Source organism: Macrococcus hajekii, from assembly GCF_004359505.1.
Taxonomy (GTDB): Bacteria; Bacillota; Bacilli; order Staphylococcales; family Staphylococcaceae; genus Macrococcus; species Macrococcus hajekii.
In genome coordinates, this window is the sequence record NZ_SCWE01000001.1 from 891509 (window position 1) to 905501 (window position 13993).

Below are 13993 nucleotides of genomic sequence, written 5' to 3' on the forward strand. Positions count from 1 at the left end.
AAAAACAAGAAAACGTACACGCTATGCAGTTTTCTTGTCGCTGTTCTGTTATTTGTTTTTCTGAAGCTTTTTCTTTTTGCGATTGTTACGCATTTGCCAGTACTTTTTCTGCAATCCACCCAGTTTAGAGGACGACAGGCTGTTATATTTTCTCTGGACATCTGACAGGCTTTTCTTCAGCTTCAAGTTCTCAGCTTCAATATTGGCAGGTGCCGCGGCTTTTCGTCTAGGCGCTGCTTTCACCTGGTTCTGTTCAGTCTTATAGATGATCAGGCGTTCAATATCATCTACGCTCTTCATCGAGTGATCAAGCGCTGTATGCTGTGACAGCTCCTTGACGACAGCAATAATGTCTTTCACTGCATTCTGTTCACCTGGCTGAATCTGGCACAGTGCCACATCATTGCGCATGCTGACTGATTTAAGACGACCTAATTGTGCTGCCTGCTGGATGTATAAGTCATCATGACCATTCAGCGGGAAGGCATAGAGTCCTGCTGATTCATTATAAACAGGTTGCTCCTGAATCAGCACTTGACGCTCAATCTCTTCAGTACGGTTATTGGCTGCGCCAAATAGATGCGGCGCAAGTCGGTGGTAAGTCGCTGTAAATGAAAATTGCTTGGAGATGGCATAAACCTTCTCAGCGGTGGCCTCGTATAACGCCGGGTTCTCAATCACTTTAATCATCTGCTCATGGAACGTGCGGTCATCGTTCGCATAGTAAGGATAATCTATGCCAAATATCGCTTCATGCATCTCTGTACGATTTAAGATAGGCGGTACAGCCATACTGCAATATTCAAGTAATTTAGTGGATAATTCCAGTGAATCGTCCAGGTCAGCTGCACGATAAGAAATGCCGACATCACTAAAACGGATCAGATCCATCGACTCATCGCGGTTTAATCCGCCAAGCCACTTCAAGTTCTCAGTATTGCGCAGTAAATAACCCGCTTCATGAACGAAGCTTGGATGATCCACATCATTCTTGAAGTAATCGCCAGCAAAGTAAAGTGTAGCATCCGGATACTGCTCGGTCACTTCACGGAACTGAGCGACGATTGGCACGATATTCCATTCTCTCGCAAATTTCCCGGTATAACAGAAGCTGCTATAAATCTCTTTAGCAGTGAAGAGCTGCTGGAATGTATAAGGATTATCAGGAATCATCGGATTCAAATAGATGATATCGGACGCTTCGATCTGTACAGACTGACAAATATAACGCTTCATTTCATTCGTCTGACAGAGCAGTTTCCCCCCCTTTGCAATAATATCATTCAGCAGGTGCTGCGTGACTTCAGGAATGGCTGTTGTGTGACTTGTAATACCTGTGATGTATGCAAAAAGCTTACTGATAACACGGCTGTCCATACGCACAAGTTCCTGTACAACCTCAAGGGAACGGATGATGACGATATCATAGTGCAGCTGCTGGAATGTAAAGTCAAGCATCAAGGCCGCTTCACGTGGTGTCATTCCGCCTTTTTTAAAGAATGGGAAATCGCTGTATGCTTCCTCCGCAAATGGATCGATGATGCGGACATTAGGTAACGTCATTAAGTCCTTCAGAACGACATCACGTTTAAATGGTACAGCCAGAAGAAGGTCTATCTCTGCATCAGGATGCATCGCAACGACTTGTGTAATACTCGATAGAAAGATGGCTGAACCATCCAGTACATTCGTATTGATAAATCCATTAATCAAGATTCTCTGCTTACTCATACAATTCCTTCCTCCTGATTAAGTACTTTTGTTACATTGATATCATCATAGCCGCCATGTCCCTGATTCTTGATTGAAACTCTGACCCTGAATGGTTCATTGATCAGCTGTGTATTGAATTTATAAGAGTTTTTAAAGTGCGTGAACTTTTTTATCAGCACTTCTTCTTCCAATGTAATCAGTTCAAATAAATACTGTGCATCGGAAGACTTCGATTTCACGATTACCTCCAGCTGTTCATCAATCATCATCGTGTTAATACCTGTGATTTTCGCACTCTGATTATGGACTTCCTTATCCACAAGACGTGCTGTCATCTTCATCATATCAAGCATCTGTTCCTCAAGATCAATATAACGTGCTTTCCAGTCGATATGATCATTCACCTAGAATCACCTTCACTTCTTTATCGATAACTACTTCTTCACTTGCTTTTTGTCTGATAGATTGCGCTGCCTGATAAGAGATATCTTCAAGCAGATATGAATTGAAATAAAGTCGCTCAATCTGATAGGCGATAGAAGCTGGAGACTCAGGCTCAGCCAGCAGACCACTCACATTATGCTCGACGTATTCTGGAATCGCTGTAATATCTGATGCCACGACAGCCAGTCCACTGCTCATCGCTTCACACATAGAAACGCCCTGGGAATCCAGACGAGTCGGACATAAGAACACATCGAATTCTTTATGTATTCTGGAAATATCCTTCTGTTCAAGGAATGTATTGTGCAGGAAAACATTATCATAGGTCTTCAATGGTCCTGTAATCTCAGCATAAAGTTTCCCTTCACCGTAAAGATGAAACTCAAGATCCTTGAAGAATGGTTTTTTAGATAACAGAATAATCGCATCTCGAACTTGATCATTGGCATACTTATAAGAGGCATAAGGACGGATTGATAAGATCTTCAGTTTACCTTCTCTTTTCTTCTGAACGAAATCAAAGACTTTGCTGTCTACGATGTTCGGGATGATCTGATAGTTCTGCGGTGAGTATTTAGCATCAACATCCGCGATATGATCTTTAAACCACTGAGAGACGTGGATGAATGTGATATCCACCTGATCCTCCCTATAAAGACTGTTCATAAACTGCAGCTGCTTCTCGTAATAATCCGTCGATTTATTAAGGATGGCCTTCAGTTCCTGAGAGCTCGATAGGAAGTTGAACCATCTTCTATGCCATGCCTCAGCTTCAAAACCATGAATCCAGACAACAATTTTAGGATTGCTGACATATTCAATAATCGGATCATACATATGAGGATTAATGAAGTGAATCAGAAAGCTTACATACTCATTATGATGCGCCTGAAGATAGCGTCTATAATGCGCCTCATTCCCCATCGTCACGTGGACACCATCATAGTCATATTCCACTTCTTCCAGTGCTGTCACGTGCAGGTAGAAAACCTCGGCTTCAATATTTCTCTTTTGATATGCTTTTACGCGTCTATGAATAAATCCATTGCGGTAAATATTATCCTCCGAGGGATAAGCATTACACACGACTAATACTTTCGACATTCCTTTTCCTCCGCATTTACTATTTTTGAATTCGTTCTTAAAAAGACATAAGAACTTATATTCATGTGAGTGAAATATAAGTTCCCATGCAAGTCATTAAAATGTATACAGATTACCGAAGTTAAAGTATTTCGCTTCTTTAAAGTCAGTCTTCACAACATTTTTAGTATCAAAGATGATTTTATCTTTCATCACTGCTAAATCTGATTCATTCAGTTGTTTGAACTCTGAGTGATCGCTTAACACAAGAACAAGTGAGCTATCCTTCACTGCTTTTTCAATATCTTTCTCAACGAAGTCGAGTTCAACGTGTGGATCATATGCAACCACTTCAAAGTCTGCATCTTTCAGCATTTCATAGATATCGAATGCAGGAGATTCACGGATGTCATCTACATCCCCTTTATAAGTAAGACCGAAGACTGTCAGTTTGTGACCATCCACTGCTTTTAAGATTTCTTTTGCTTTATTGACAACATAATGCGGCATCTGGTTGTTGATTTTACGGCCGACTTGAATGATATCAGTGTTGATCGGGTCTTTAGCGATAATGAAGTAAGGATCGACAGCAAGACAGTGACCCCCAACGCCTGGTCCCGGCTGGTGTAAGTTAACACGAGGATGCTTGTTCGCCATCTCGATGACGTCAAGCGCATTGATTTCAAGCTGGTTACAGACTTTAGCGAGTTCATTGGCAAGCGCGATGTTGACGTCGCGGTATGTATTCTCCATCAGCTTACTCATCTCAGCTGTTTTGGCATCTGTCTCAATCATTTCACCCTGAACAAATGTACCGTATACTTTTTTACCTGCTTCAATACACCCCTGCGTTACGCCACCGATAATACGGTTGTTGTAAATTAATTCATGCATGATCTGACCTGGCAGCACACGCTCGGGACAATGCACAAGGTAGATATCCTCACCGATTGTGAAGCCCTTAGATTCAACAAGTGGTTTAACGAAGTCATCCATTGTACGTGGTGCAATAGTCGATTCAACGATAATGATATTTCCTTTTTCGATCAGAGGTAAAACAGATTCAACCGCTGACATCACCATAGAGATATCACATGATTTGAACTGATCCGCATGATTAGGTGTCGGGACAGCGATAATAAAGCAGTCAGCTGCTTCAGGCTTCGTAGTTGCCTTAAATCTGCCGCTCTCAAGCACTTCTTCAAATGCTTCCTGAAGGCCTGGCTCTTCAATATGGATTTTACCGCTGTTCAGTGAATCGACAGCCTTCTGATTGATATCGACACCGACCACATCGACACCATGCTTCGCAAACATAATTGATGTCGGTAATCCAATATAGCCAAGTCCTACTGTAGTTAATTTCAAAATAATCCCGCCTTCTTAATTTATATAAGGTAATATCCCTTTTTAAACAGTTTAATTATAATCAATAACAATCAAAGTAGCAAGGTAAAGCAAAAGTTAGCGTATAGCCTGTTTAAATATATAAATGCTATAATATGTTGTGAATATACAATCTATCTATTATAATGATGTAGTTTAAATAGAAGAAAGCAGGAGATCGCCACTTGAAAAAACCTATGAAAATATTACTGATTCTGCTCAGTCTCAGTCTTGTTGTAGTACCTGCTGCCTATGCCGGTTACCTCTACTTCCAGACGAAGCATGCAGTTGATCAGTCATTCAGCCAAGATAGCAGCCACTCAAAACTCCGGGACAGCTCAGTTGACCCGGCGATGAACCACGTTTCTATTCTATTTCTCGGTATAGATGACAGCCTCTCTCGCCGTGAGGATGGTCAGACGATGGAAAAAGCTCGGACGGATGCTATGGTTCTAGCGACATTCAACCGTGATGACCGCCAAATCAGACTCGTCAGCATCCCGCGTGATACACTCAGCTACATCCCCTCAGTGGGTTACTACGATAAAATCACACATGCACATGCGGACGGCGGACCGACTTCTACCATGAACACAGTGGAGACCCTGTTCAATGTACCTGTTGATTACTACGCCCGCATCAATATGCAGGCCTTTGTCGATATCATCGATGAACTCGGCGGCATTTATTTCGATGTTCCATTCGATATGGATGAACCGACCAAAAATGACCAAGGACGGATTAAAATCAAAAAAGGGTATCAGAAAATTAACGGCGATCAGGCACTGGCACTCGCCAGAAGCCGCCACGTCGATACCGACCTGGGTCGCGGTAAACGTCAGGTTGAGATGATTGAAGCGATTATCAAAAAGGCTAAAAACACAGATTCACTCGCTAAAATCGATGAACTGATTGACATTGTCGGCAATAACGCTAAGCACAATATGTCATTCGACAATATCGCATCTCTTGCAAAAACTTACTCTAATGAAGATGTGAAATTCGAACGCGGACAATTATCAGGTAGTGACTATATGTATAACGGCGTTTACTACTATAATCCTAAGTTTGAGGATGTCTCAAAATTATCAGCAGCACTGCGCAAAGATTTGGCATTACCAGCTGCCAGTGAAGATAAACTATTGAGTTATAAAGTGACTAAAATATATAGTGATCTTATTCCGCTGATGCCGATTAAAGTGGATGAGATAAACAAAGCCTACAAAGAAAAATTCGAGGCTAAAGAAAAAACAGCAACTGAAGAACCTGAGACGGAACAACCCGCTTCAGAGCAGCCTGTAACAGAAGCACCACCGACAGAAGAGACATTTACAGAATTACCTTCGACAGAAATACCGGCAGCCATTGTCACGACTGAAGAACAGACGATGCAGCTACCGACGACAGAAGTGGCAACAACTGAAGCTGTACCTGCCTTTGACGCAACTTCTATTTAAGTTATTAATAAATAAAGGGATGATTAGATGACAACTCGAAAAACATATGAAAAGTATCATCAGATCGACGAAATGTTCAACCGTCTTGAACATCAGATCGTCAATGGTGGAGACCTCTCATATATGAGACAGCATTATTTCTTTTTAGATGAGTTCCATCGTCAGAACTATGAATCACTCAGATTGTATTATTACCAGGCAGATGACAGCCCGCTGATTGACGGTGCCTGCTACTTGATTTCCATAACTGAGATTTTCAATGAAATCAATATCTTCGACTATGAAGTCCCATTCGATTTCATCTTTGATAACGGTGAGCTCAGTACGACCTTCCAGAACCTGAATATCTACTATCAATATCTGCTGGCAGCAGCGCTTGAAGTATCTGATGTCAAGATATTTAATCCTTCAGGCTATTCACTCGGTATGAACCACTGGAATATCACGCAGATGAAACTATTCTGGCAGTACACAGCTATTGTCAGACGAGAAGCACAATAAATGATACTCATCCCAATGAGGGATGAGTATTTTTTGTCGCTGCAATTTCCCCATTGTCCTCATTTGCTTTGACATTCGATATATAGAACAGGTAGATGAAGCTTCAATAAGATATGTAAATATTTGATCGTCATTATTAAAGTAAGATTACAAAATTATTGAGAAGCTATACTTCAGTCACTAAAAATTTTATACTAAACATGCTCAATCATTCGATATAAGGAGACTTAAATGAACTCAAACTATTTTTACAAAACTTCCTCACTCTTATTAACTTTATTCGCTGCTTCAACAGCTGCTGCCCATGCTGCTGAAAATCAGACAATAAGTGAAAACAATGATTCGACTGATCAAAAAGCATCTGACACTACAGAAGCAGCGGTGACTTATCCGGTTAAACAAGTTATCGATGCCTCAGCGAAACCTTATAATTTAGAAGAAACAACAGAACAACCACTCGCTCAAGCGCCCGTTCAAGCTCAGAATGAAGTGACCCCTTCTGAACAACCACTCGCTCAAGCGCCCGTTCAAGCTGAAGAAGAAGTGGCTACTGCTGAACAGCCGGTCGCTCAAACGCCCGTTCAAGCTGAAGAAGAAGTGGCTACTGCTGAACAGCCGGTCGCTCAAACGCCCGTTCAAGCTGAAGAAGAAGTGGCTACTGCTGAACAGCCGGTCGCTCAAACGCCCGTTCAAGCTCAGAATGAAGTGACCCCTGCTGAACAGCCGGTCGCTCAAACGCCCGTTCAAGCTGAAGAAGAAGTGGCTACTGCTGAACAGTTAGTTACTCAAACACCCGTTCAAGCTCAAGAAGAAGTGGCTACTGCTGAACAGCCGGTCGTTCAAGAGCCTGTTCAAGCCCAGAATGAAGTGACCCCTGCTGAACAGTTAGTTACTCAAACACCCGTTCAAGCTGGAGAAGAAGTGACCCCTGCTGAACAGTTAGTTACTCAAACACCCGTTCAAGCTGGAGAAGAAGTGACCCCTGCTGAACAGCCGGGCGCTCAAGCGCCCGTTCAAGCACAGAATGAAGTGACCCCTGCTGAACAACCGGTCGCTCAAGCGCCCGTTCAAGCTCAAGAAGAAGTGACTTCTTCTGAACAGCCGGTCACTCAGCCTGATTTAAAGACTGCTTCTTTTTCGACGCGTACTTTGTCAGTAGCTCCTACTGCACGTACGATGTCCCTGACTGCCCCTTCAACTTCAACTGGTTCTGCAATCAATGACTATATTCTTGCACAGAATTACACAGTGCCGACTTATCAGCAGGATTTTTCTAGTGAATTACCTCAAATTGCTTATCGTAACGGGGTGGCTAAGCCGGAAGGTGTGGTCGCACATGAGACAGCGAATTCGACTTCAACTATTTACGGTGAAGTGGCCTATATGAAAAACAACTGGCAAAGTGCTTTTGTTCATGCTTTTGTGGATGATAACGCTATCATTGAAACTGCGAACACGGATTATTTAGCATGGGGTGCGGGTGCTTCTGCTAACGCACGTTTTATTCAAGTTGAACTTGTGCGTGTGTATGGTCAGGACCGTTTTGCAAAAGCCATCAATAATTACGCTGACTATATCGCTACAAATCTTCATTATTATGACTTACCTGTTGATTCAGCTGAGTATGATGGAAATGGTACGTTATGGTCTCATAAAGCGGTTTCAAATTTCCTGGGCGGTACTGATCACGTCGACCCTTACGGCTGGTTTTATGAAAATGGTTATTCAATGGATGAACTGACTGCACTTGTGACATTGAAATATAACCAGAAGGTAAATGCAGCGAGTGGAACAATCGGCACTCCGCCGACAACGACTGTCCCCCCTGAAGTTCCAGTTACTCAACCTGTTGCAGTAGAAGCTCCTGTTATTACGTCTGTCTCTAAGATGGCTCGTATTAACTCTACTTCGGCTCCTGTCTACACGAGTGTCACAGATGCGACTGCTGTACCTGCTGCCCAGAAAGCCGGGCTGACATTCTATGTTAATAAACAGGCTCTCTATAACGGTAAAAACTATCTTGCTCTGTCTGATGAAAATGGTGTAGCAAGAGGCTGGGTTCAGTCAAGTCAATTAACACAAGCAAGTCGCGGCAGTCAGAAAGCATTAACCTTGAAGTTTAAGACCAATTCAATGATTAAAGGGCTCTATGCTGTACCATGGGGGAGTGAAGCTCAAAAGATCGCTGACCTGTCATCTAGTATCAACAAAGACTTTGCACCTACTAAATATTCGATTGTCAATGCAGTGCCTTACTATTACGGAATGATCAATAATCAATCCGGCTGGATAGATGGCAGACAACTGACTTTAGTAAATGCACTGTCTAATATGAAAACTGTCGATATGATGGCTCGTACTTCACAGCAAGGTGCGGTCGTTTATACTGATCAGGCTCTTACACAACGCCTGACAAACAAAGTAATAGATACACAGTATTACATCAAAGCTTCTGCTACGAAAGGAAGCGAAGTATATTACCAGTTAAGCGATAACAGCAACCGCATTATCGGCTGGACTAAAGCCTCTGACCTGAATGTCAGCACACACCAGACCGTTGCAGCAAAGCCTGCACCGTTTAAAGTAAATGCATCAGCCACTGCTCTTTACTCTATACCAGACGGTGGTGCCAGCCAGAAAATCGCTTCACTGGTCAATGATATCAATACCTTCTTCAATGTCTTCCAGACTGAAAAGGTGAATGATTATTACTGGTATAAAGGCACCCTTGCCTCTTCTCAGTTAACTGGCTGGATTCGCGGCAGACAGCTGACTCAGCAGTCAAAAGTCTTCACTACCATGAAACCAGTTGATATGATGGGACGTACTAGTCAGCAAGGTGCGGTTGTTTATACTGACAATAACCTGACTCAAGTGTTACCTGCTAAGATTGTTGATAAGCAGTACTATATCAATACTGCTGCAACAAAAGGCACTGAACTTTACTATCAGCTGAGCGATATCAATCAGAATGTGGTCGGCTGGACTAAAGCAAGTGAACTGAATGCCCAGTCACATCAAGTTCTGAACTACAGTAAGAACACCTATTATATTAATAAGCCATCATTTATTTATTCTATTCCGTCTGGCGGGGCATCACAGCGTCTACTCTTATTAAAAGACTACATGAATAAACCATTCAATGTCGTTAAAGCAGAAAAAGTAGGCGATGCTATATGGTATAAAGGTACATTACCAGCTACAAATACAGTGGGCTGGGTTTTAGGACAGTTCCTATCTGCTAAACAAATTGCCTATATCACTGCTCCTTCGACATTCAATGAAGCTCTATCAAAACAAATTGCGCTGCCATATGGTTCAAAACCACAAGTCGTCTACGCAGATGACAGTGGTAGAACATTGACACGTAACGCCACATCTGCTGAAGTGAGCGCACAGATGAAGACTACTACGACTCGTTATGACGATGTGCAACAATATCAGTTCCTGAATCTGCATCAATCTCAGAATATTTCTGCCACTGTGCTAAACCGTTTACTGGTTAACCAAGGAATTCTCGCTGGTCAGGGAGCTGCTTTTGCCGAGGCAGCTCAGCGCTATAACATCAACGAGATCTATTTGATCAGCCATGCGCTCCTTGAATCCGGTAACGGTACAAGTCAGCTGAGTAAGGGTATGGGCTATAACCCGTCCACAGGACAAGCGTATGCCACAACCGGTACAAAATACTACAATATGTTCGGAACACGTGCAACCGATGTCAACACGATTAATAGCGGCATACAATACGCCTATTCACAAGGCTGGAATACGCCTGCCAAAGCCATCATCGGCGGTGCTCAGTATGTAGCTCAGAATTATTTCGGCAATAAGCAGTTTACCTTGTACGAGATGCGCTGGAACCCGGCAAATCCCGCCACTCATCAATATGCGACAGATATTGCATGGGCCGCGAAGAATGCATCTCGTCTCGCCGACTTCTATCGCCGGATTGAACTGACTGGCCTCAACTTCCTCATCGATCAATATCAATAAAGAAGAAGCGATCAGATGCACATGCATCTGATCGCTTCTTTTGTTAAAACTTAAATGGATCTCTAATCGTAAATGACTGATAGATTTTCTCCAGTATGACGATCAGTTCATCCACTTCTTCTCTATTCAGTTCTTTCATAAAACTAGCGACGACTTTAGATTTAATGCCGTCTGCCATCTCAACAATTTCTCTGCCTTTATCAGTCACATTGAGTACTGTGGAACGCAGATCATACATACTTTGTTCTTTCTCGATATAACCGTACTCTACCAATTTTTTGATAGAGCGTGATACAGCTGTCTGTTCCTTGTTCAATCTGAAAATCAATTTCTTCTGTGTCATATTCTCTTCGTTGTTAATGAGCTCAAGCATATAAATCTGTTCTCTTGAAATGCTATAGTCAGCAAGTTCAATGGCGTTGATTTCATCAATCTTAGAATTAATGAAATAAATCAGTTGTCCAAATCTTTTTAAACGATGATCTTCCATACACGTTTCTCCTTAAATATATAACAGGTTATTCAAATTATAATCTAAGTTTATATTGTGTGCAATCACTTTAAAATTTTTTCAAAGTAAATTGCCTGCTATCTATTCATATAATATTTGATTTTACAAAAATCGTTTTTTTAATTTAGTGAAATAATCTGTCGCTTTAATTGCTTTTAGCTGATGTTTTTCTATTTGATCGGCTTTATCAGGAACGATAAGCGAGCGTCCATTCGTAAAATAGATGATAGTATCTTCAAAATCAATGGCCTGCAGAAAATGCTGATTATTGATGTAGCACATCTCATAACTCTGCCTTTTATGTAAAGGAAAGAAGACAAAATTCTGACTCGCATCAATAACGACAGGTGGATAGTGTGAATACTTCATCACGATTTTCATCGATTCCCGGCTGGCTGTCAGGCTACTGTTCACCATGTGCAATGTTTCGTTCAGCAATTGATCGGGTGTTTTATCAACCCTCTCAGTTTTACCATCATAATATGCGATTTCAGTCATCCCACTTGTGCTGTTGCTTCTTCTGATGTAGACAACATTGCTTCCTATGAACTGTTGCATAACAGGACCCTCCTTTAGCTTTCTTAAACATTATAAGGTTTTAAAGGCAAAAAGAGTATATTAAAAGTGAAATTTAACAAAAAATGCATATTTTTTAACATTATCTACAAATCTGACTTAAAACATGATTTTTATTGCAGTGATTTTCCCGCTAAGATGAAGATATCCGGAAATAAAGAGTCGATCGATCGCGTCAGGACACCCGATGTTTGAAGAATGGTACCGCAAATACGACCGCATGATTCATCATTTACTGCATCACTATCACATCACTTATGACCGCGACGATTACTATCAGCTCGCTTTAATCAGACTCTGGCAGCTGAGTGAACAGTATGATGCAGTTAAAACGCCTAATGAATCACAGTATGTCTATTTACAGCTGAAGTTCTGTCTGATCGACGAAATGAGAAGACGTATTAAGTATCAGGAGCGCTTCCAGCTGATGGCAGATGAAGTATTACCTGTTGTGATGTGCTATGATACGTTCACCCTGTCCTCTTCTTCACTGACTGCAGCTGAGAATGAATGGTATGTTCTTGCCCGGGCTGGTTACCAGCTCTCTGAAATAAGTAATCTGATGGGTAAAACATGTGCGCAGATTAAATATATCCGCAAGAAGGCGCGGGAGAAATTGCGACAAAATAGTGATTTATCATTTAAATGTGAGCAGTAATTTAGTATAATGACGGATAGTATATTTTGAGGAGGTTATTATATGGATATCGCTAAATTAGGAGACATCGTAGAATTCCACGAGGGATTGCGCGGCAAAGTAGAGAAAGTCAATGAAAACTCAGTGATTGTCGACCTGACTATCATGAAAAATTTTGAACAGCTTGATCAACCGGAAAAAACGGTGATCAACCATAAACGTTATAAAATTATCAATGAGTAAGCTGGCTCGTAAGCCTTCTCTTTTTATTCTATCCTTTCTTCTGTTTCATCTGCTGCTTTTTCTGATGAGACATGAGAACCGTGTATTCTGGTATATGATTACAGGTATCTTTCTTCTGACATCATTCAGTTATATAAGATATAGTCGTCATCTGGCGTCGAGACGAATTAGCCAATCAATCGCTGCCGGGCTCATAGCAGTTATACTGATTGTTCTGTTCTATACAGTCGCTGCCCAGTATATACCGGATATCAGCTATAATAAAGTGATGAAGACGTTGATTACATCAGGGGTTCATTATCGCTGGCAGCTGATGATTTCACTTGCGGTCACAATACCACTTCATGAACTCTATTTCAGAACGATGTTACAGGAAACGATTCCGCATCCTTTAGTCGCCGTTGTGCTGACGTCTGTAGCATCAGTCAGTCTATTCTACTGGGCGCTCAGTCCGGCTCAGCTGCTGGCGATGTTCATCATGCAGCTGATTCTGGCAGCCTCGTTCCAGTTTACTAGACGACTGATCACGCCGATCATCGGTCAGATTGGATCAGTCATCGCATTGATTTTACTCTTCACATAGCAACAGCACCCTTTAACGGGTGCTGTTCTTTTTTTGCCATTCCTGATGTGTATAATAGAGTTCATCCATCAGCCAGGCATCTTCTTTGAAGGCCTTTAAGCTGACCAGTTCTGCCCGGTAGTCTGTCAGTTCAAAGGTTGTCGTCCGCTGCTTGAACTGCAGCTGCATATGACAAAGCTCAGAAATATCATCCGCCAGGCCGACATGCCACGTACTGTCGATGACTTCATTCAACTTAGATGCGGAGAGCATGAGATCGACCCCTTCAGTCGCACGCAGCATCTTCTCATGTGATGACATCCGCTCGATATCACCATAATACATGACGATGACAAAATCAGGATTCTCTTTATCACGCATATGCCGAATCCAGCGTCTCGCCGCATCGACCGTCTTCTCCATATAAAATTCCTCACTGAATCGCTGTCTGAATTCACTCGTCGCTGTCATCCCTAGAATACCGATTTTCATCGCACCCATCTGTCTGATGATATAAGGTGTATTAAAAAATGTTTCTTTCGTATATGGATGCAGAATATTCGCACAGAGAAATGGAAATTCAGCCATCGCCTGGGCCTTATTGAAGTAAGACAAGCCTTTGTCCAGATCCTGGATGCTGATGCCACTTGCATCATAGCCGATTTGATTCATTACACGCATAACAGGACTCCGCGCATATTCTTTTTGTGCAGCGATAAAATCCGCATCTTCCGATCCACAGAACGTATTGGCATTGTTCAGCACGAGGAGATGCGGCGAATTACGGCGGACTTTTCTGATGTAACTGGCCGCTCTTAACAGATTGTTTTCTGAGAAGAGCATGCCGCGCGTGTTATTTGTTGCTATAATATGTATATCCATGC

At 42.1% G+C, this 13993-nt stretch carries 13 protein-coding genes; 6 read left to right on the forward strand and 7 right to left on the reverse strand.

Annotated features, from left to right (window positions below):
* Positions 1 to 48: 48 nt before the first annotated feature.
* The 4 genes from ERX37_RS04685 to ERX37_RS04700 all read right to left on the reverse strand — a co-directional run bounded on the left by ERX37_RS04685 (position 49) and on the right by ERX37_RS04700 (position 4608).
* Complete coding sequence (locus ERX37_RS04685; protein ID WP_133429478.1) at positions 49 to 1731, reverse strand: glycosyltransferase family 1 protein; 1683 nt, start codon at positions 1729 to 1731, stop codon at positions 49 to 51.
* Complete coding sequence (locus tag ERX37_RS04690) at positions 1728 to 2117, reverse strand: hypothetical protein (RefSeq protein ID WP_133429479.1); 390 nt, start codon at positions 2115 to 2117, stop codon at positions 1728 to 1730. The genes ERX37_RS04685 and ERX37_RS04690 overlap by 4 nt, the downstream gene beginning before the upstream one ends.
* Positions 2110 to 3261 (reverse strand): glycosyltransferase family 4 protein, encoded by a 1152-nt coding sequence (locus ERX37_RS04695; protein ID WP_133429480.1) that lies wholly within the window; start codon positions 3259 to 3261, stop codon positions 2110 to 2112. The genes ERX37_RS04690 and ERX37_RS04695 overlap by 8 nt, the downstream gene beginning before the upstream one ends.
* Before the next feature lie 96 nt (positions 3262 to 3357).
* Positions 3358 to 4608, reverse strand: coding sequence for a nucleotide sugar dehydrogenase (locus ERX37_RS04700; RefSeq protein ID WP_133429481.1), 1251 nt, complete (start codon positions 4606 to 4608; stop codon positions 3358 to 3360).
* A gap of 203 nt (positions 4609 to 4811) precedes the next feature.
* Between ERX37_RS04700 and ERX37_RS04705 the strand changes: the two genes are divergently transcribed.
* From ERX37_RS04705 to ERX37_RS04715, 3 genes are all read left to right on the forward strand, one after another.
* Entirely contained in the window at positions 4812 to 6083 is a 1272-nt protein-coding gene (locus ERX37_RS04705; protein WP_133429482.1) for an LCP family protein, read from the forward strand.
* Between the two features lie 27 nt (positions 6084 to 6110).
* On the forward strand, positions 6111 to 6584 hold the full coding sequence (locus ERX37_RS04710; RefSeq protein WP_133429483.1) for a DUF2538 family protein: 474 nt from the start codon (positions 6111 to 6113) through the stop codon (positions 6582 to 6584).
* Between the two features lie 231 nt (positions 6585 to 6815).
* Positions 6816 to 10580 carry an N-acetylmuramoyl-L-alanine amidase gene (locus ERX37_RS04715; protein ID WP_133429484.1) on the forward strand — a complete coding sequence of 1255 codons (3765 nt, stop codon included), beginning with the start codon at positions 6816 to 6818 and terminating at the stop codon, positions 10578 to 10580.
* Positions 10581 to 10623: 43 nt separating this feature from the next.
* Here ERX37_RS04715 and ERX37_RS04720 read toward each other — a convergent pair whose 3' ends face one another.
* On the reverse strand, positions 10624 to 11070 hold the full coding sequence (locus ERX37_RS04720; RefSeq protein ID WP_133429485.1) for a MarR family winged helix-turn-helix transcriptional regulator: 447 nt from the start codon (positions 11068 to 11070) through the stop codon (positions 10624 to 10626).
* 123 nt (positions 11071 to 11193) lie between these two features.
* Entirely contained in the window at positions 11194 to 11649 is a 456-nt protein-coding gene (locus tag ERX37_RS04725) for a competence protein ComK (protein WP_133429486.1), read from the reverse strand.
* 205 nt (positions 11650 to 11854) lie between these two features.
* Between ERX37_RS04725 and ERX37_RS04730 the strand changes: the two genes are divergently transcribed.
* From ERX37_RS04730 to ERX37_RS04740, 3 genes are read left to right on the forward strand one after another with little or no spacing between them, the layout of a single operon-like run.
* On the forward strand, positions 11855 to 12325 hold the full coding sequence (locus ERX37_RS04730) for a sigma-70 RNA polymerase sigma factor region 4 domain-containing protein (RefSeq protein ID WP_133429487.1): 471 nt from the start codon (positions 11855 to 11857) through the stop codon (positions 12323 to 12325).
* Positions 12326 to 12367: 42 nt separating this feature from the next.
* Entirely contained in the window at positions 12368 to 12547 is a 180-nt protein-coding gene (locus ERX37_RS04735; protein ID WP_133429488.1) for a YkvS family protein, read from the forward strand.
* Positions 12540 to 13130: a CPBP family glutamic-type intramembrane protease gene (locus ERX37_RS04740; protein WP_133429489.1), complete on the forward strand. Its 591-nt coding sequence runs from the start codon at positions 12540 to 12542 to the stop codon at positions 13128 to 13130. The genes ERX37_RS04735 and ERX37_RS04740 overlap by 8 nt, the downstream gene beginning before the upstream one ends.
* Before the next feature lie 12 nt (positions 13131 to 13142).
* On the opposite strand, the gene ERX37_RS04745 is transcribed toward ERX37_RS04740, so the two are convergent.
* Complete coding sequence (locus ERX37_RS04745) at positions 13143 to 13991, reverse strand: bifunctional UDP-sugar hydrolase/5'-nucleotidase (protein WP_133429490.1); 849 nt, start codon at positions 13989 to 13991, stop codon at positions 13143 to 13145.
* Positions 13992 to 13993: the final 2 nt, after the last annotated feature.